At 48.0% G+C, this 17,699-nt stretch carries 16 protein-coding genes and 1 pseudogene; 9 read left to right on the top strand and 8 right to left on the bottom strand.

Annotated features, from left to right (window positions below; all coding sequences use genetic code 11):
* The first annotated feature begins 118 nt into the window (after window positions 1-118).
* From ACJJIL_RS13180 to ACJJIL_RS13170, 3 genes and pseudogenes are all read left to right on the top strand, one after another.
* Window positions 119-388, top strand: coding sequence for a transposase (locus ACJJIL_RS13180; protein ID WP_445359918.1), 270 nt, complete (start codon window positions 119-121; stop codon window positions 386-388).
* The gene (locus ACJJIL_RS13175) at window positions 385-630 is read left to right on the top strand and encodes a hypothetical protein (protein WP_444916153.1); all 246 of its coding nucleotides are present in this window, start codon (window positions 385-387) and stop codon (window positions 628-630) included. Before ACJJIL_RS13180 ends, ACJJIL_RS13175 begins: the two co-directional genes overlap by 4 nt.
* Window positions 588-1,025 (top strand): annotated as a pseudogene (locus tag ACJJIL_RS13170) (transposase). The gene ACJJIL_RS13175 and the pseudogene ACJJIL_RS13170 overlap by 43 nt, the downstream one beginning before the upstream one ends.
* Before the next feature lie 460 nt (window positions 1,026-1,485).
* On the opposite strand, the gene ACJJIL_RS13165 reads toward ACJJIL_RS13170, so the two are convergent.
* Window positions 1,486-2,436, bottom strand: a complete 951-nt coding sequence (locus ACJJIL_RS13165; RefSeq protein ID WP_444916154.1) for a right-handed parallel beta-helix repeat-containing protein — start codon at window positions 2,434-2,436, stop codon at window positions 1,486-1,488.
* Between the two features lie 903 nt (window positions 2,437-3,339).
* Between ACJJIL_RS13165 and ACJJIL_RS13160 the strand changes: the two genes are divergently transcribed.
* The gene (locus ACJJIL_RS13160; RefSeq protein WP_444916155.1) at window positions 3,340-5,556 is read left to right on the top strand and encodes a M3 family metallopeptidase; all 2,217 of its coding nucleotides are present in this window, start codon (window positions 3,340-3,342) and stop codon (window positions 5,554-5,556) included.
* A gap of 324 nt (window positions 5,557-5,880) precedes the next feature.
* Here ACJJIL_RS13160 and ACJJIL_RS13155 read toward each other — a convergent pair whose 3' ends face one another.
* From ACJJIL_RS13155 to ACJJIL_RS13140, 4 genes are all read right to left on the bottom strand, one after another.
* Window positions 5,881-6,513: a GyrI-like domain-containing protein gene (locus ACJJIL_RS13155; RefSeq protein ID WP_444916156.1), complete on the bottom strand. Its 633-nt coding sequence runs from the start codon at window positions 6,511-6,513 to the stop codon at window positions 5,881-5,883.
* A 238-nt stretch (window positions 6,514-6,751) separates the two neighbouring features.
* Entirely contained in the window at window positions 6,752-7,213 is a 462-nt protein-coding gene (locus tag ACJJIL_RS13150) for a GNAT family N-acetyltransferase (RefSeq protein ID WP_444916901.1), read from the bottom strand.
* Between the two features lie 204 nt (window positions 7,214-7,417).
* Entirely contained in the window at window positions 7,418-9,070 is a 1,653-nt protein-coding gene (locus ACJJIL_RS13145) for an amidohydrolase (RefSeq protein ID WP_445359917.1), read from the bottom strand.
* 67 nt (window positions 9,071-9,137) lie between these two features.
* Window positions 9,138-10,304, bottom strand: a complete 1,167-nt coding sequence (locus tag ACJJIL_RS13140) for a PQQ-dependent sugar dehydrogenase (RefSeq protein ID WP_445359916.1) — start codon at window positions 10,302-10,304, stop codon at window positions 9,138-9,140.
* A gap of 122 nt (window positions 10,305-10,426) precedes the next feature.
* On the opposite strand from ACJJIL_RS13140, the gene ACJJIL_RS13135 reads away from it, so the two are divergent.
* Window positions 10,427-10,633: a DUF2905 domain-containing protein gene (locus tag ACJJIL_RS13135; protein ID WP_445359915.1), complete on the top strand. Its 207-nt coding sequence runs from the start codon at window positions 10,427-10,429 to the stop codon at window positions 10,631-10,633.
* 44 nt (window positions 10,634-10,677) lie between these two features.
* Here ACJJIL_RS13135 and ACJJIL_RS13130 read toward each other — a convergent pair whose 3' ends face one another.
* A complete protein-coding gene (locus tag ACJJIL_RS13130) occupies window positions 10,678-11,784 on the bottom strand; it encodes an L-dopachrome tautomerase-related protein (RefSeq protein ID WP_445359914.1) in 1,107 nt (368 codons plus the stop codon).
* Between the two features lie 27 nt (window positions 11,785-11,811).
* Window positions 11,812-12,546 (bottom strand): glycine betaine ABC transporter substrate-binding protein, encoded by a 735-nt coding sequence (locus ACJJIL_RS13125; RefSeq protein WP_444916161.1) that lies wholly within the window; start codon window positions 12,544-12,546, stop codon window positions 11,812-11,814.
* Between the two features lie 123 nt (window positions 12,547-12,669).
* On the opposite strand from ACJJIL_RS13125, the gene ACJJIL_RS13120 reads away from it, so the two are divergent.
* Window positions 12,670-13,581 carry a LysR family transcriptional regulator gene (locus ACJJIL_RS13120; RefSeq protein ID WP_444916162.1) on the top strand — a complete coding sequence of 304 codons (912 nt, stop codon included), beginning with the start codon at window positions 12,670-12,672 and terminating at the stop codon, window positions 13,579-13,581.
* A 152-nt stretch (window positions 13,582-13,733) separates the two neighbouring features.
* Window positions 13,734-14,321, top strand: a complete 588-nt coding sequence (locus ACJJIL_RS13115; protein WP_444896778.1) for an SRPBCC family protein — start codon at window positions 13,734-13,736, stop codon at window positions 14,319-14,321.
* Window positions 14,322-14,413: 92 nt separating this feature from the next.
* On the opposite strand, the gene ACJJIL_RS13110 is transcribed toward ACJJIL_RS13115, so the two are convergent.
* Entirely contained in the window at window positions 14,414-16,585 is a 2,172-nt protein-coding gene (locus ACJJIL_RS13110) for a TonB-dependent hemoglobin/transferrin/lactoferrin family receptor (protein WP_444916163.1), read from the bottom strand.
* A 229-nt stretch (window positions 16,586-16,814) separates the two neighbouring features.
* Here ACJJIL_RS13110 and ACJJIL_RS13105 point away from each other — a divergent pair, with 229 nt between their 5' ends.
* Both ACJJIL_RS13105 and ACJJIL_RS13100 read left to right on the top strand, forming a co-directional pair.
* Window positions 16,815-17,345 (top strand): MotA/TolQ/ExbB proton channel family protein, encoded by a 531-nt coding sequence (locus ACJJIL_RS13105; protein WP_413665263.1) that lies wholly within the window; start codon window positions 16,815-16,817, stop codon window positions 17,343-17,345.
* Complete coding sequence (locus ACJJIL_RS13100) at window positions 17,345-17,698, top strand: DUF2149 domain-containing protein (RefSeq protein ID WP_444905685.1); 354 nt, start codon at window positions 17,345-17,347, stop codon at window positions 17,696-17,698. The genes ACJJIL_RS13105 and ACJJIL_RS13100 overlap by 1 nt, the downstream gene beginning before the upstream one ends.
* The last annotated feature ends 1 nt before the right edge of the window (window position 17,699 follow it).

Below are 17,699 nucleotides of genomic sequence, written 5' to 3'. Positions count from 1 at the left end.
TTGATTAGATAAATATTGTTTTGAAGTTTTAATAGTGTTTTTTAATGGAGATAATTATGAAAAGTCGTATAAGTTAAGCGCGGTTGCTTGGCGTCTATAGCTTTATTTCCGAAATGCATTGATACGCGTATGGTACCTATTCTGGTGTTTTTATCGGTTGTCGTTAATTACACTTTTCTGCTGGAAAATATTTCCGGTAGTCAAGGGTTCTATATTGAGGCGGATATTTTCAATAGGGGAAAATTTCATCTGCGGCCGACAGCCATATCCATTGAGTGTCATGCACCGTATCCATTGCATGCAGCTATTTTACAATCTCAGTGATCTCGCTATGGAGGGTGCACTGTATGAAATTGAATCCATGCGTATATTGCTGGATTGGCTTTGAGTGGCCCAATTTTCGATGAAACAACGATTCTTAACTTTCGCCACTTACTGGAACTCAATCAGCTAGGTGCAGCTCTTTTTGATGAAATCAACAAACATCTTGCTGAGAAAGGCATGGTACTGCGTGAAGGCACGATTGTAGATGCCACTATTATCTCCGCGCCAACTTCAACTAAGAATAAAAAGAAAGTGATCCAGAAATGCATCAAACAAAGAAAGGCAATCAGTGGAATTTTGGAATGAAAATGCATATCGGGGTTGATGATGTGCTTGGAGTAATACATAACATAGATACAACAGCAGCGAATTCGCATGATGTCACAACCACAGAGCGAGTTCTCCACGGGGAGGAGAAAAGAATCTGAGGAGACTCTGGGTTCATTGGTGCGGAGAAATGTGAAGAGTTGAAAGAGTGGGAGGCGGATTGGTACATGGCAATGAAGCCGAGCAAGCTAAAACCTCTTCCAGGGCGTGATGCACTCCGTAAGGCGGAAAAGATTAAGGCGCAGATAAGAGCGAAGGTCGAGCACTCCTTTCGCTACATCAAACGGGTATTTGTTTATGACAAGGCCCGCTATCAGGGACTGGTAAAAATACTGAGAGGCTGTGCTTGCTGGCAGGCTTTACCAACTTATTAATAGGGAGAAAATACTTGGCTACCTAGGAGGGGCGCCTGAAACCCGCCTATTTAGGGTTTCAGATGAAAAATTAGGGGACTATTACGCGAAAATTATGCGTTTGGTCGTAATAAAGTGGATTTTTCAAACAGTTCATCTTAACTCTAGAAAAATGCTTCGTTGATCAGAGGGCCCTTAATAAGTGTAGATATCTTTTTATTGAGAATATTTAGCGGAGTGATTTAGGGTGTCTGTATCTTTTAATCTGTCGGATATGGTCTCTTATTGTTGAGGCGGGTTTAAGTGTCTGCTAATGTCGACAGTAAAACTATTTATTAATGGTTGTGGGTGCGCAACATTTTAATTGAATAGCGATTCTCTTTTTGGGAAAGAGAATCGCCTTAAGGTTTAAAGTGGGTTGACAAGGAGGTTGTCTATTTATAAGTTCTTGAATTGCTTGCTTGTAAATTCCCTCAAGTATTTAATCTAAACAAGAGGGATCAGATGTGGTAAATGTATTGTTTTGCCAGGTATTACTGCCTGTGCAATCAAAGTCAACTGCATCAAATAAGTCGTAGGTTTGGCCCTCAGAGAAATTACCAGAAATCGTATTGTTGGTAGGTTCATCGTCCGAAATAAATATTCCATAAGTGCCATTATCAACAACGTTGTTATTGACAATACTATTGCTATCGCCTTGATCTAGGTCGATTCCCCCTTCCTCGTTATCAGTAACATTATTTAGAGAGATAGTGCCGTTGTCACTATCAATTTCAATACCGCTGCTACCATTGAAGGCGGATATGTTATTGGTGATATTTGCAAAAATACCGTCAATTTCAATGCCATCGTTTCCTGAAAAATAGACCTCGTTAAAGGTAACCGTATTGTAGTCTCCTGCAACTTCAATACCTTCGTCACCAGCATTTTCAACTAGATTGTTGTTGACTAGATTGTTATTACCCTGGATATCGATACCTTCATCGGAATCCCACCCATCTCCAGTGATTGTCATGTTGCTGACCACATTGAAATCGCTTTCGACATATACAGCATCATCACCAAAATCAGTGATAGTGACACCTGTAACAAAATGGTTACCATCCCCTCCAACAGTCACAGCATCGCCGCAACCGATTACGCTACCCCCGCTAAGCCGGGCGCCACTTTCCAGTAAAATAATACCTGTGCCAAATTCATTGGTGGAACAGGTCAAACTGTAATCTCCCATTGAAAGGCTGCCAGATGGCCCCTCAATTGCTATTGCGACAGAAAATTCATCAGCAATAGTGCAGACTAAATCACTGTCGAGGGTGGTCGGAGAGGTTATTACGTCACCACAGCTAACCGCCTGAGCTTGTGAGCCTGAGGCAATACCCATTGATAAGACTGCTATAACTGCGCTAAGTGGTAAAATGGATTTCTTTTGCATGAGTCTATCCCTAACTTTTAATCAGTTGAGCGAATGTATAAATAAAATAAAAAGCCAGATTTCCGGATTTGTTATTTGTGCCTGAAAAAGAGCACCTGCTTTTCGTTTAAATATTGCCCGATCTGTCTTGATTAGATAAATATTGTTTTGAAGTTTTAATAGTATTTTTTAATGGAAATAATTATAAAAAATTGCATAAGGTGGTTGAGTTTATTGAGCGCCCTTAGCTTTATTTCCGAATTTCATTGATATATGTGGTAAATATTCTGATAATTTTACGGATTGTCGCTAATTGCATTTTCTTATGGGGAAATATTTCCAGTAATCGTGACTTTTATGTTGGAGAGGATTTTGTGAGTAGAAGAAAAGTTCCCACCTAATTATGAATGGGAATAGGTTTTTCTAAATATATTTAAATGTGTTTGTTTGTGTTGAGTTTAAGTGCGGCTTTATAGGTCGTTTACTGTTGTAAGTGAAATTTTGATTGCTGTTCCAAAACTCCTCTGATTTAAAGGCTCAGTTTTAGCTGCAAGACAGCGCACTTTTATTTTCAAAAGGTAAGCAAAGGTGTGGAGTTGTATTAGCTGGCTGCTGAAGGCTTTATTTATGTTGAGTTTTAAGTGAGATTCCAGCGGTGACGGAAATAAGCTGATTTTGACCGGGTAGGGGGTTCGGGTCGAATTTACTGATTTGGTTACTTCAGAGGGGATCGTTGAGTAGGAGAGGTGTGGGTGCTGGGACGCCTAGACCATATGGTCAAAGCTGAAGGAAGTCGTCGTGTATTTCCTTCACTCTGTCGCAGCCTTGGCTGAGAATGGCGGTAGTATTGGCGGGCATAGGCCAACTGGGGTTAAACTCCCGCTCTTAAAACTATTACAAAGCTCTATCCTAGAGGAGATACCGATGCGTCAAACAATGATCGCACTATCCGTGGCCGCAGCTCTTGCGGTAGTGGGCGGTTGTGGTGAAAAGACACAACAGGCTGAGGTGGTCAAAGATACCGTGAATGCCGAGAAGTCCATGGCTGTTAGTCCGGAGCACGCCAGCAACATGCTATTGGCGGAGTGGACAGGTCCTTTTGGTGGTGTTCCTGCGTTTGACAAGATGAATCTTGAAGATCTCAAGCCCGCAATTGAGAAGGGTATTGAGATGAATCTGGCGGAGCTGGACGCCATCGCCGCCGATCCTGCCAAGCCTACTTTCGCCAACACTTTCGTTCCGATGGAGCGCAGTGGTGCAGAGTTGGGGCGTGCATCTTCTTATTATGGGATCTGGGCCGGCAATATGTCCTCCCCGGAATTCCGTGAGGTTCAGCGCGAACTGGCACCTCTGTGGGCTGACTACGAGTCCAAGATTTACCAGAACAAGGCCCTCTTTAAGCGTATCAAGTCTATCTATGATCAGCGTGAATCGATGGACCTGGACGCTGAGCAGAAGCGTGTAGTCGAGCTGGTATATACCCAGTTCGCAACCAATGGCGCCACCCTTGAAGGGGAAAAGAAAGAGCGCTATGCAGAAATCAATAAGCGCTTGGCGGAACTCTATACAAAGTTCTCCAATAATGTACTGGCTGATGAGGAAGGCTACGACATCTTCCTGACTAAAGATCAGCTGGGTGGCCTGCCGGATTCCTTTGTCGCTGCTGCGGCGGCCCTGGCGGAAGAGAAGGGCGAAAAAGGTAAGTACGCTATTACCAATACCCGCTCCTCCATGGATCCCTTCCTGACTTACTCTGACAATCGCGAGCTGCGTAAGCAGATTTGGACCAATTACTACAGCCGTGGCGACAATGGTGATGAGCACGATAACAACGCTATCATCGCTGAAATCCTGAAGCTGCGCGACGAACGTGTTGGCCTGCAAGGTTTCGACAACTACGCTCAGTGGCGCCTGCGCGATCGTATGGCGAAATCGCCTGAGCGCGCCATGGAGTTGATGGAAGCGGTATGGCCGGCGGCAGTTGGTCGCGTGAAGGAAGAAGTGGCTGATATGCAGGCTGTGGCTGATGCCGAGAAAGCCAATATCACTATTGAGCCCTGGGACTACCGCTACTACGCAGAAAAAGTTCGCAAGGCCAAGTACGACCTGAACTCCGATGAAGTTAAACAGTACTTGCAGCTGGATAACCTGCGTGAAGCCATGTTCTATGTGGCTGGAGAGCTGTTCAATTTTGAGTTCACTCCAGTGAAGGAAGGCTCAGTACCGGTATTCCATGAAGATGTTAAGGTCTGGGAGGTTACCGATAAGACGAGTGGCGATCATATCGGCCTCTGGTACCTGGACCCATTTGCTCGTGCAGGTAAGCGTTCTGGAGCCTGGGCAACCATGTACCGCGATCACTCCACTTTCGATGGTAAGAAGAACGTTCTCTCTTCCAACAACTCTAACTTTATCAAGGGCGCTCCCGGTGAGCCTGTACTGGTAAGTTGGGATGATGCAGAGACTTTCTTCCACGAGTTTGGCCATGCGCTGCACTTCCTCGCGTCCAACGTTACTTATCCGACCTTAAATGGCGGTGTGCGTGACTACACCGAGTTCCAGTCTCAGCTGCTGGAGCGCTGGTTGTCTACCGATGCGGTTATCGACAATTATCTGGTGCACTACAAAACTGGTGAGCCGATTCCTGCGGATCTGGTGAAGAAGATCAAGAAGGCGGCTAAGTTCAATTCAGGTTTTGCCACTACTGAGTACCTGGCATCTGCACTGGTGGATATGAAATTCCACACTGCTGATCCTGAAGGTATCGATCCAGACAAGTTTGAACGTGAAACTTTGAAGAAGCTGGGTATGCCGGATGAACTGGTGATGCGCCACCGTTCTCCTCATTTTGGTCATATCTTCTCCGGTGAAGGCTATGCGGCCAGCTACTACGGCTACATGTGGGCCGATGTGCTGACCTCCGATGCCTCTGAGGCTTTCGCCGAGTCCAAAGGCGGCTTCTACGATAGGGAAGTAGCTGCGAGACTGGTGAAATACTTGTTCGCTCCTCGCAATGCGTTGGACCCGGCAGACGCATACCGCTCTTTCCGTGGTCGCGATGCCAATATCGAAGCATTAATGCGCGATCGTGGCTTCCCGATCCCTGAAAAGAAAGCGAGCACGGTAGCTGTTAAGGACTAATTTGCAATAGTCCCCGTGACAAAAAAGCCGCATCCTTCGATGCGGCTTTTTTTATTGATTTAACTTGGTCTGTGAGTATTTCAGCTGGTTTCTGATCTCACCCTCTGTGAAGTTCTTTTACTTGTTTAGCCGCAGGCGCTAATTAACTTAGCTGGAAACATAAACACCTTGAATATAATCCCGGTGTATAACTTAATAAATGGCTTTCAGAATTGGAGGGTTTCTTGATAAGAGTTAGTGTATAGCTGGTACTAAAATAGGGTTTGGGATACTGGGGGGATCTGATGATAAAAGTTGGCTGTGGGGGTCAAAATAAGCCATTATTTAGCTAACCCGAAACCTTAATACGGTTTTCAATTTTTCCGGTGCAACTTTTCTTGTGTCTGAAAGATAAATTTCCTTGTGTACCTTGGATAGGCGATTTAAGCCCTGATCTTTAGCAAAGGCTTCCATTTTCTCAAAGCTGATAGGCTCATCCTCAAATCTCCCTAAGTGGAGCATTTGTACACACTTCCCCTCTAAAATAGTCTCAAAGTTAACTTGATTCAGTAGTGGATTTGGTTTTTTGTTCTTAACGTAGTTAAGTATTTCCTTGAAAAAGGGTAGCTCGACAAAATCAGGCTGACGTATCATCAGCTTATAGATTAAATCTTCTTTTTTGATCTTCCCAGAATAACTCTCTTTGGCTTTTTCATTGATGTCCCAGACTCCCTCTAATGGATAGACTGTAAAATCAAAGTACCCCCTCGGCTTCTCATCCGTTTTTTTGGGAAGCATCTTGATAGCATAAGCCAAGGAATATAGAGCGCCGATACAGTTTGTGAATGCCTCCTCGGCAGGGCTGCCCTCTCCATGAATAGTAATGTAATTGAGTTTGGGGATATCGATAACTTCAGGTAGAGTTTTAGGGAGATAGAGAGATTTTTCTTTTTTTCGCCATTCATGTTTTACTGGCATAGTATTCCCTTGGTGCTTTCTAGGTCGCTTTAAGTATACTGTTTATAAATACAGTATTCAAGATGGGTGGTTTAATGTTGATGTTTGGCAGGTCAAGTTAGATTAGGCGAAAGGAAATTTTCACTTATAACTGAATGGCTTTACGACGACTTTGATCCCGGCGCGTTGGGTGATGATTGAGCGATGATTAATAGGTATAAGCCTGCCATTTTGGGTAGGCACTATGCCGCAGACAGTTTTATTGTCGTCTAATTGTAAGATCTAGTGAAAGTCGCAACATATCTTTGTGTTGCACTCCGTCTTCAACAATGGGTTGATCATAGTTGTGTAAAAAATAATCTTTAACAACAGATTCAACCCTGAACCCATGGCGTTGATAAAAGGTTAGTTGGTAACCGAATGTGCCAGTGCCCAGCTCTATTCGGTGAATTCCTTTGGTGGTGAGCTCTGAAAGAGAGAACTTTAACAGCTTTGATCCAATCCCTTGCTGCCGCACCTCAGGAGAAACTGAGATATTGAAAATCTCAGCGATTGCGGTATCAATTTCTTTTACTACGCATATACCTTCCACAGCGCCGGCATCAATTGCTGCGAAACACCAGGATTCAGGTAAATAGCTGTCTATTTTCTTCTTTGAGGGATCTGCTTCGAGTAGAAGATACAAAGGTGCGTCGCTTACGGGTATTTGGATGTATTTCATAGCGCGGTCTATTTGGTTTCTATTTGAGGCATTAACCTATATGCGCTTTATCAATAAAGTTTTCTTGTAGCCACAAAAAGTAGTATAGCAATAATGCAATACAAGGCTCTTGGTGAATTATGGGACGGTCGTTGTTTCTGCGAATACCGACTTTCGCCGGTATTCGCGGTTTGAAGTGCGGGAATAATGGAGGTTAGTGGTTGGCTACAGGGGTTTACGGTAGACCTGCTCTCCTTCAACCCAGGTCTCCAGAACCTGTACCTTCCAGATCTCCTGGGGAGCTATCGTAAAAATATCCTTATCCAGCAAAATAAAATCGGCGAACTTCCCGGCTTCAAGGTTGCCGATGACTTTCTCCTGATGGCTGGCATAGGCTGCATCCAGGGTAAAGGCGCGCAGGGCTTGCTCCAGAGTCATAGCTTCTTCTGTGCGCCAGCCTTTACTGGGGTCTCCCTGGCGGTCGCGGCGGGTAACTGCGGCGTGTAGACCGAAAAGCGGGTTTGCGGGTTCTACAGGGAAGTCGGAGCCTGCGGCGATGGAAGTGCCTTGTTCCAGCAGGGTCTGCCAAGCGTAGGCGCCGATCAGTCGTTCATTCCCCAGGCGGTCTCCGGCCATATTCTTATCGCTGGTAGCGTGAGTGGGCTGCATAGAGGCAATCAGGTTGAGCCGGGCGAAGCGCGGAATATCTTCCACCTCAATAACCTGGGCGTGCTCCACACGATGACGATAGCTAGCCTGGCTCTCTGCCTTGTTTAGGGTTTCCAAATGGTTCAATACGATATGGTTAGCCCTGTCGCCGATTGCATGTACGTTAACCTGGAAGTTATTGTCGGTAGCCAGCTTGAGCAAAGCCAACATTTTGTCTTCCGGGTAGAGCAGCAGCCCCTTTTCCTGAGGGCGGTCGTGGTAGGGCTCCAGCAGGGCAGCGCCTCGGCTTCCCAAGGCGCCATCGGCGGAAAGTTTGATGCTGCGCATATACAGCCGGTCCGATGGCTCTCCAATATGCCCCGCCTGAAGTAACTGGGCATAGTTGTGGCTATCTACTGAAAGCATGGGGTAAATACGCAACGGGATGGCTTTCTTATTTGCCAGGTCTCGGTAGGCGTTCAGGGTCTGTTCGCTGATACCCGCATCATGCACACTGGTTAATCCCAGGGAGAGAGCGGTGGTAAATGCATTTTGTAGGTTCTTTTTCTCCTGGGCTAAAGTAGGTGCGGGTATCGCCTTGTACATCAGGCTCATGGCGTTATCGATCAGGATGCCTGTCGGGTTGCCGTTTTCATCCCGTAGAATCTCACCGCCATCTGGTGATTGGGTTTCCTTGTCGATCCCCGCTAACTCCAGGGCCCTGGAATTGGCCCAACCTGCGTGGCCATCGACCCTGCGCAACCAAATTGGCTGCTTGATTTCCAATTTATCTAGTTGTTTATGGGTTGGGAAAGCTTTGTTGGGCCAGGTAACCTGGTTCCAGCCACGGCCCGATAGCCATTCGTCGGGCCCCAGATCCCGGGCGTACTTCTTGATGGCTGAGAGTGCTTGTGCAAGGGAGTGATCGCGTAAGTCCAATTCCCCGGTGAGTTGGCCCAGGCCCAGCATATGGCCGTGGGCATCAATTAGGCCTGGAAGTAGGGTTTTACCTTGCGCATCAATTCTATCGGCTGTAGGAAATTGCTTTTCCAGCTGTTGATAGCTTCCAGTTGCCAGTACCTTACCTTGATCAAAGGCTAAAGCATCGAACGTAAGTAGTTGATCATCAGTAGTTTGGTAGCCGGAAACATTGTGAATCAGAGTGGTGGACTGAACACACAGTGAGGTGGCCATAAGTAGAGTGGCTGAAAGGGGGAGGAAAAAACGCATAGATAGCTTGCCTTATAGGGCGACTTTTGAACCTCGCCCCAACTAGTCGAATATCTTGAAGTTCGAGTTATTGTTTTGCTGGATCTATGCGCAGTAAACGGCCTTTGGGGCCATCGGTCAATATGTAAAGACTGCCATCCTGGCCAACTTCTGCGTCGCGTACGCGCTCCCCAATAGGTATCCTTAGCTCGCCAATAGCGGCATCATCTTTTATCTGAATGACCCGTAAATCTTCGCTAACTAATCCGGCGGAAATAAGCCGTCCTTTCCATTCGGGGAAGGCATTGCCGGTGTAGAAGGCCAGTCCTCCAGGGGCGTGGGTATCGAGCCAGGCCAGTGCGGGCGAGGTAAATTCTGGATCCTCGATTTTGAAGGCTATATTGGAACCATCCCGGTAGTCCCGACCAAAAGTGACCCTTGGCCAGCCATAGTTACTGCCAGCTTTGAGGCGGTTCAATTCATCGCCTCCAGCGGGGCCGTGTTCGGAGGACCAGATCTCTCCACTTTGTTGATCGATCACCAATCCTTGGGGGTTGCGGTGGCCAAAGCTCCAGATTTGCGGCAGGGCATCTGCTTGGTTTTTGAATGGGTTGTCGTCGGGAATTGAACCGTCCCCATTAATACGAATAATAGAGCCGAAGTGGGTTTGTAGGTTTTGGGCCTGTTCCCGGGCAAAAATATCGAGGAATTCTTGTGGGGGATTACCGCCATCGCCAACGGTAGCCAGCAATGTTTTATCAGGTAGGAAGGCGAGCCGGGAACCGAAGTGTGCGCCGTTATTTTTACCCTGCGCGGACTTGAATATCTCTTCAAAGTTTTCCAACTTGCCGTTATTCCATTTAGCCCGACCAATGGCAAGTCGGTTGTTGTCCATATTGCCAATGGCATAACTGAAGTAGAGCATCTGGTCTTGAGGGAAGGTGGGGCTCACAGCGATATCCAGTAGGCCCCCTTGGCCAAGAAACAAGATTTCTGCTGGAAACTTGATAGAGTCCGCCAATAATTTTCCATCTTTTACAATTCTGAGTTGTCCGCTGCGCTGGGTGATAAGAAAACTTCCATCAGGCAGGCTGGTTATACCCCAAGGGTATTCAAGTGGGCCGGCGATTGAAGTAAGGGTAACCTCTTCGGCGAGCGGGATAGTGCCCCGGGAAATCAAAGGATTACCCTGGCTATTGGCAGCAGTGCTAAAAAAGATGCAGGTTGTGACAACTACACTAAGGAGGTATTTCACCACATGGCCTCTATCGATTTGTCTCGGGATTGAGCATAGATAGAGTAGTCACTGGGGAATGTCCAGGCAGTACGCCAGGGTAATTGTCAGGGTGTTAAATCATTCTGTAGGGAGGTGAATAGATGTCCCGCTGGTTGATTATCGCAGGAATAATTTTAGTGTTGGTTGGGGTGCTATTGCACTTTTCCCCAGGGTTATTCAGCTGGTTCGGGCGCTTGCCGGGAGATGTTCGTGTGGAGTCGGGGCGCACCCGTTTTTACTTTCCAATTGTATCGATGATTATCGTTAGTTTGGTATTGAGTTTACTGGTGAATTTATTTCGACGTTAATAAAAAACCGCCAGGGTAACTATCTCCTGGCGGTGAGAGGGAGTTTATGGAGTGTAGCGGAAGCGCATCAGCTTGTAGGGTGGCTTGGCATTACCAAGGCCAGAACTGAAAGCAGGATGCTGGTGAAGCTGATCCTGGGTGATATATACCCAGCCATTGCTAATAGCGAGGCTGTCAGGCCAAGAGAGTTGTTTGTCCTGTAGCAGGATTTGGTAATTGCCCTGGGTGGTCAGTCCAATGGCGTTATTCTGCAGGTCGGTAACCAGCACGCCACCTTCCGGTGCCATTGCAATGCCATCACTGGGGTTTTTGGGGCCAAACTCTTCAATTTGTGCGGTTAGTTTACTCTCGGAAATATCGGCGTCCGCCAACTGCGCAGCAGGAAGGCGGAAGATTTTATCGCCGCTGAGACTGCCAAAGTAGAGCCATTCAGACTTGTCGTCCAGGGCAATGGGATTGAGACCAAAGTGCAGGCTTTTATTCGTATCACCTTCAGTTTTAGCCGCTAGCAAAACTCCACCGATGATGAGATCCTGCTTTGGCGGCATAAATTCATTAGCGCTTTCCAGTACACGCCGAGAGCGTCCGGTTTTCAGGTCGACGACAATAATTGCCGGTTTGGTCGCGCCGTTAAAATTACCGAAGGACATATCGGCGATGTAGATTTTTTGGCGCTTTTCATCCAGGGCAAAATCCTGCGGAAATAGATTTTCTACTAATGCTGACTTGGAAATTTCAATCTGTTGGTGCAGTTTATTATTGACGCTGTCCCAGGCGACAAGTTGGACGGGTGTATTTTCACCGCCCATATCCAAGATCCAGACGATGCCTTTGCTGTCAGAGTGAATGCCAATTACTGATCCAAAGCCCACTTCACCCTGTTCAGGCCCATCCGCCCAATCTCGATTGGGAAAGGGTTGCTTGGAGCCGTTGGCCATTACCTCGAGTACTTTTAGTTTTGGCGCATCCAGTGGGTGCATGCTGACCAGTACCCGGCCATTGGGGGTGATAGTGACACCGGCAGCGCGGGATTCGCTGAATTCAGTGACTGTTTGCAGGGACTCCGCTTCAGCTGCGTGAGTGACACTGGTGGCTAAGCTGCCAACACCTGCAAGAGCCAGAGCGGCAAATAGTATTTTTGGGGACTTCATTGCGACTTCCTTAAATTTTACTGTGTCTCAGTTTTTGGCTTGTTTGCGCAGCGCATCTTCCAAGGCGCTGAGCTTTTTGTTGCCGATATAAAGCTGGGACAGGGCAGCCAGGGCGGCGCTGCCAATTTTCTGTTTGGCATCTTTGCGCACGATGAGCGTTGCTTTATCTTGAGTGCCGAGAAGCCCTTTGGGCTCTTTTAGTGCGCGGATGGTGTAGCGGTTGTGGAGAAATTGCGGGTGCCACAAGGGAATCACTACCCAGCGCTCCTGCGCTACGGCGTCTTCAAAACGGTTGAAGCAGTCTGCTTCTGTTCCCGGTCGGAATTCGTAACCTGCCTTATCAAGACCATAGGCATGAATCATTTCAGTGGAAAAGCGGCTAATACCGGCACCGGGATTAATTCCCTGGATCAGGCGATCCATACGGGTGAGAGCGGGTTCGCTGAGTAGGTCATCAACACTGGCAATTGCTTTTTCGGGCACATAATCCGGCACACCCCAGATACAGTAGGGCTCATACAGCACGGTCACTTTTTCGACCTGGTCCAGCAGGGGATTCAGGTAGACCTCGTGGCTGGAGGGCAGCCAGGCCGAAGTTAAAAGGTCGATTTCCCCGTTTTTTAACAGCTCGAAGGCCGCCTCATGGGGGGCGGACTTGAAGCTGGTTTGGTGGCCGTGAGCCTCAAGAACCTTGGCGACTTCCCGGGCGCTGGCCTCGTGGAAAGAGAGCGCAATGTGTCCGATGCGAATACTGTTATCCATACCGAAACTCCCTGGTGTAAGTTTGTGACTGTGCAGTAGTGGCTGCGATAGGGGTATTGTGGTTGCTTTGATTTACCGGATAAACTGCAATTAATAGAAATTAATATTCGATATTTCCGATCAATGCTGATAGATAATCTCAAGTTGTTCCTGCAAATTGTTGATAAAGGTAGTCTGGTCGCCGCAGCGCGGGACTCGGGCCTATCTTCCAGCAGGGTTTCCGAGCGCCTTGCGGCATTGGAGTCGCACTTCGGTGTGGTGTTATTGAATCGAACAACCCGGGCAATTAGCCTGACAGAGGAAGGGCGTACCCTGATTGAGGGTGCTAAACAGATTCTGGGTGAAGTGGATGACCTTGAAAGCCGTATTCGATTAGGAGCACAGACCCTGTCCGGTGGCATTCGCGTAAGTGCCCCCTGCGACTTGGGGCGTGCGATTGTGGCCCCGGAAATTGACCGCTTCTTACTGGATCACCCGACTATTTCTATTGAATTGCTGTTATCGGATGGTTATGTGGACATTGTCGGTCAGGGTATTGATATTGCCTTGCGTTTCGGCGCAATCACCGACAGTTCACTTCGGGTCAGGACCTTGAGCCAAAAGCAGCGCATCCTCTGCGCTTCTCCCAGATATTTACAAGAGCGAGGTACTCCACAAAAGCCCGGGGACCTGAAGGGTCACAACTGTCTGGTAATGCGTTTCGGTGAAAATCTGGATAACCACTGGCGCTTTCTCGGCGGCTGCGATGGATCGGGAAGTGAGCAAACTGTGGTGGTGCGCGGTGACCGGGTGACCAATGACGGGGAACTGGCTCGTCAGTGGTGCCTGAAGGGAAGTGGCATTATTTTAAAATCGGAACTGGATGTAGGGCCGGATATTCAGGCGGGCAGGCTGGTTCGCCTGTTAGAAAAGTACACTCCACCGCCGGTACCACTTCAAATGTTGTTCCCTCCAAGCCGGGCCCAGCCGCGCCGGGTGACGGTATTTACAGACCGATTGGCCATGAAGTTTATGTCCACTTCTGCGAGGATTTAATCGCCCCTCTCAAGTTGATTGTTATCTTTATTTATTTTGAATTCAGGCCGTAAAGCTATGGCATTTTTTTATTCTTCTATAATTAGGCTTGTGACTTTCTAGTTCATTTATATCAGTGCCGGTATTAAGTTTTTTAGTGGTGGAGGCAGTTGATGATACTAGACATCATATATGCGGTAATTATTCTGTATGTGTTGATTTGCCTGGTGCTGTATTTTAAAGACAAGTCCTACTTCTACAAAAATGCGGCCATTATACAAGCCCCACCCGAAGCCTTGTTTGATTATGTGGTAGACCTACGAAATTGGGAAAGCAAATATCCGAACACTTTATTTGCGGAATACAATCTGGGGGGCGATAAGTCCACTGTAGGTAGCGTAGCGATCGAAAAATATTGGGGGATTACTGGCTACCACGTAATGAAGCATCAATTAATAAATTATGAGCGGCCCAATAAGATTTCCTGGGAGGGGAAGACGATTTACGGTGGTGCGCTGGTTCTATTATTTTTACCAATTACTAAACACATCACGGGCCATTTCAGTTACACCATTACCGAAATGAAGGGTGGGGCAAGTCACTGGGAGAGACAGTGTTATTTCAAAATGCACTCTGCGAACCCAATATATCAGCTAGTGTACTTGCTTTATATGCCGCTATTCAGGCTTGAGCTGTTAAAGGCATTGCGACTATACCAGGCGGAAGTGAAAGAAATGATGGAGAAGATTTACACGGATTAATTGTATTTTTTTGACGCCAAAAAAAAAGGCCGCATGGGAGTACGGCCATCAAGGGACTTATTTGCGAGATAGGAGAGTGTAAAACTCGTTAATTAAAAATCGTATCTGATTGACGCAGAGAAAGTACGTCCCGGCGCCGCATTGACAGAAAGATCGCTACCTTCATCCCAGCCTGCAACATTCAGGTAGGGAACGTAGTATTTATCCATCAGGTTGTTAACCGCCAAGTTCACAGACATGGAGTCCATTACCTGATAACCCAGGGTCCAGTCTACAGTGCCATAACCGGCAGTTTCAGTAGCGCCGTCGTTCACTTTTTCCATACGGTCTGCCCAGCGCACCAGTACCTGGCTGGAGAGTTTGGCTCCGCTGTAGCTTGCACCGACCACGCCAGAAAGTGGGCTGATGCTGGTAAGGTATTCACCGGTGGTGTCGTTTTCGCCGCGCTGGTAGCTGGCATTTGCAAACAACTCGATTGTTGGAGACAGGTACCAGCTGGCGCTCGCCTCTATACCTTTGATGGTGACAGATTCGATGTTCTGGTACTGGTACTGTTCAAATACATGGGAGAAACTGCCGTCATCACCATTTACAAATTCTTGGTGAATTAAAGTGGTTTCCAGGAAATCATCGTATTCGGTATAAAACGCTGCAGTACTGAAAGCTACCGGGCCCAGGTGCCCGCGCAGGCCGAGCTCGAAGGTGTCACTGGTTTCCGGTGACAGATCGTCGGCGGGAAGTACCTCATAGATGTAACTGGAGGTCGGCTGCAGGTAGTGCTCAATATAAGCTAAATCGTAGGCCGGTACTTTAAAGCCCTGCCCATATTGGGCAAAGGCAGATAACTTTGAATTGATTCGATACAGAGTGCCCAGGTTGAAGGAAACATTGCTTTCTTCAATGGTGGCAAATGGGGTGCCGTCAGTCTTCAATGCGCCGTTCGGGTCCATTTCGTACCAGTCGTAGCGCAGGCCCGGGGTAACGGTCAGCTGGCCATTGGCGAATAACATTTCGTCATTGATAAACAGGCCGGCGCGCGCCACTTCGTTTTCTGGGAATTTCTCGGTGGTGGAGTCCAGAGTGGAGCTACCCGCAACTTCACGGTATTGGTGAACGGTACGCTCGCTCTCGGTTTGCTCCAGGTCCAGGCCGTAACCCAGGGTGTGGGTCTCATTCAGGGTTTTGCTGGCGTTGGACAGCAGGCCGATAGTGTCCTGGCGGTAGAGGCCGGTTTCCCACATATCGCGGATTTCGATCACACCGAACATGGGGGCGTTGATGTCCAGTTGGCCGTACTGCTCGTCTTCCTGTTCAGACTTGTTGTTGTACAAGCTGATATTTACCTGATCGTAAATCGCAGTTGGAGTCTCGCTGTGGTAGCGGAGCTGGTATGCAGTGGTCTCTTTGTCGGAAACAGATTGTTCAGCGACGATGTTGTAGCCGTAGTCGGCCAGTCCGCGGAAGTAATACAACAGGCCATCGGCACTGTCGCCGACAGTTTCCTGGTTCCAGTGGTCAATGCTGAAACTGATAAAGTCTTCGCCACCCAAGTTGTACTTGCCTTTGTACAGGATGCTCTTCGATTCAATCTCGAAGGGGTCCTGGGTTTCGTCGTAGTTCTGTTGTTCTTCACCATCGCGGAAGGTGGTGTGCAGCAGTTGCTCAAAATTGCCGGTGCGCAGGGCGAGGGTAGGGGAAACATTGTGTTGGCTGGTGATGCCGTTGTAGCCGGTCTTGATAGATCCGCCAAACTGCTCGCCATCCTCCAGGTAGTCGGAAGCATCTTTGGTGGTGAATACTACGATACCGGCAAGGGCGTCTGAACCGTACAGGGAGGAGGCTGCGCCTTTGGCAACTTCAACCTGCTTTAGGGTGTCCACTTCAATAAAGCCGCGACCAATAATGTCGTTTTGGCCATTGGCGCCATAACCCTCGTTCACCCGCATACCGTCTTTGATAATCAGTACACGGTCACCGCCCATGCCGCGCACCAGAATATTCTGTGCGCCGCCAGCCTCACCAGTTACTTCAACGCCAGGTTCGTATTGGAACAGCTGGTTCATGTCATTGAGCTGAAGCTGCTCAATTTCTTCATTGGTCACCACGGAAACGCTGCCCGCAACGTCTTTCAGGGGTTTTTCTGCGCGCCCGCTGACGACGATCAGCTCGAGTTCATTGCTGGACGGAGAGGTCGGGGTCTCTGCGTACAGGTTTGAGGCGGAGGCTAAGCCCAAAATGGCTGCTGCTAGTGGGCGACGTTTCATGGTGAATTCCTTGATGTCGTTGATTCGGTCTGCTCGTTAAGGGTCTCTGGTTGCCCTTTCGCTTGGTCTTGTCGACCAGTTCGGAGCGAGATTATATGGATACTTATTAAAATGTAAAGGTAAATGCGAATCAATATCAATTAGATTAAATTTGACCTTAAAAGTTTCTTTGGGTACTTTCCGCTCAAATTTGTGAACGGCATCAATAGTGGGGCTTGGGAGGCTTGCAGTGAATATTCAATCAATTGAGACCTTAATGGCGGATGTGGCCGACCTGTTTATGGCCCCAGTATTACTGGCGATCCTGGTACTTTTTATCTACTCGCTTTATGCCGCTGGGCGCTTTATTTCACTGTGGATGCTTCGCCGCAAAAATGCCGGAGCCTATCGGTTGGCATTGAAGCAAGGTCGGGTTGAGCGCCTGCCGGGCTACCAAGTACACAACTTTTACGTGAATAATCCTTTGGCATGTGACGACGAATTGGAAGTTTTTGCGTTGAGAAAACTGGAACTTCTTCGCATGGCTACCCGGATCGCGCCCATGTTGGGTTTGATTGCCACCATGATTCCCATGGGGCCGGCACTTCGCGCGCTGGCCGATGGCAATATCCAGGGAATCAGTGAAAACCTGATTATTGCTTTCGCCGCTGTGATCTGGGGCTTGGTGATCTCCACGATTACCTTTTGGCCTGCCTCAGTGAAAAAACGCTGGTTTGCCTCTGAGCTTATTAATATCCGCAAGCTGAAGGAGGCCGACTGATGCGCTTCCTCGACGAAGATGAAGAACTGAATCCTATTCTGAGCGCGGTGAACCTGATCGATGTGTTTTTGGTCATTATTGCCGCGCTGCTGATTGCCATTGCGCAAAACCCCTTGAACGTTTTTTCCAATGAAAAGGTCACGGTGATTAAAAATGCCGGCGAACCCAATATGGAAGTGATCGTCAAGGACGGTAAGGAAATCAAACAATACAAATCCACCGGGGAAATTGGCTCAGGGGAGGGCACCCGTGCGGGAGTGGCTTACCAGATGGCCGATGGCAGCCTGGTTTATGTACCGGAAGGGGAAGGTAAAGAAGCTCCCGCCGGTGAAAAAGCTTCGGGGGGGAATTAGT

It is taken from the genome of Microbulbifer maximicatervae (SeqCode), assembly GCF_052468095.1.
The sequence above is the reverse complement of the archived record's forward strand: the minus strand, read 5'-3'. Positions and strand labels throughout refer to the sequence as shown.

What these genes read in the sequence shown, in the direction of transcription:
- ACJJIL_RS13165 (WP_444916154.1), bottom strand. Translation starts at nt 2,436, where the DNA reads ATGCAAAAGAAATCCATTTTACCACTTAGCGCAGTTATAGCAGTCTTA.
- ACJJIL_RS13160 (WP_444916155.1), top strand. Translation starts at nt 3,340, where the DNA reads ATGCGTCAAACAATGATCGCACTATCCGTGGCCGCAGCTCTTGCGGTA.
- ACJJIL_RS13155 (WP_444916156.1), bottom strand. Translation starts at nt 6,513, where the DNA reads ATGCCAGTAAAACATGAATGGCGAAAAAAAGAAAAATCTCTCTATCTC.
- ACJJIL_RS13150 (WP_444916901.1), bottom strand. Translation starts at nt 7,213, where the DNA reads ATGAAATACATCCAAATACCCGTAAGCGACGCACCTTTGTATCTTCTA.
- ACJJIL_RS13145 (WP_445359917.1), bottom strand. Translation starts at nt 9,070, where the DNA reads ATGCGTTTTTTCCTCCCCCTTTCAGCCACTCTACTTATGGCCACCTCA.
- ACJJIL_RS13135 (WP_445359915.1), top strand. Translation starts at nt 10,427, where the DNA reads ATGTCCCGCTGGTTGATTATCGCAGGAATAATTTTAGTGTTGGTTGGG.
- ACJJIL_RS13130 (WP_445359914.1), bottom strand. Translation starts at nt 11,784, where the DNA reads ATGAAGTCCCCAAAAATACTATTTGCCGCTCTGGCTCTTGCAGGTGTT.
- ACJJIL_RS13125 (WP_444916161.1), bottom strand. Translation starts at nt 12,546, where the DNA reads ATGGATAACAGTATTCGCATCGGACACATTGCGCTCTCTTTCCACGAG.
- ACJJIL_RS13120 (WP_444916162.1), top strand. Translation starts at nt 12,670, where the DNA reads ATGCTGATAGATAATCTCAAGTTGTTCCTGCAAATTGTTGATAAAGGT.
- ACJJIL_RS13115 (WP_444896778.1), top strand. Translation starts at nt 13,734, where the DNA reads ATGATACTAGACATCATATATGCGGTAATTATTCTGTATGTGTTGATT.
- ACJJIL_RS13110 (WP_444916163.1), bottom strand. Translation starts at nt 16,585, where the DNA reads ATGAAACGTCGCCCACTAGCAGCAGCCATTTTGGGCTTAGCCTCCGCC.
- ACJJIL_RS13100 (WP_444905685.1), top strand. Translation starts at nt 17,345, where the DNA reads ATGCGCTTCCTCGACGAAGATGAAGAACTGAATCCTATTCTGAGCGCG.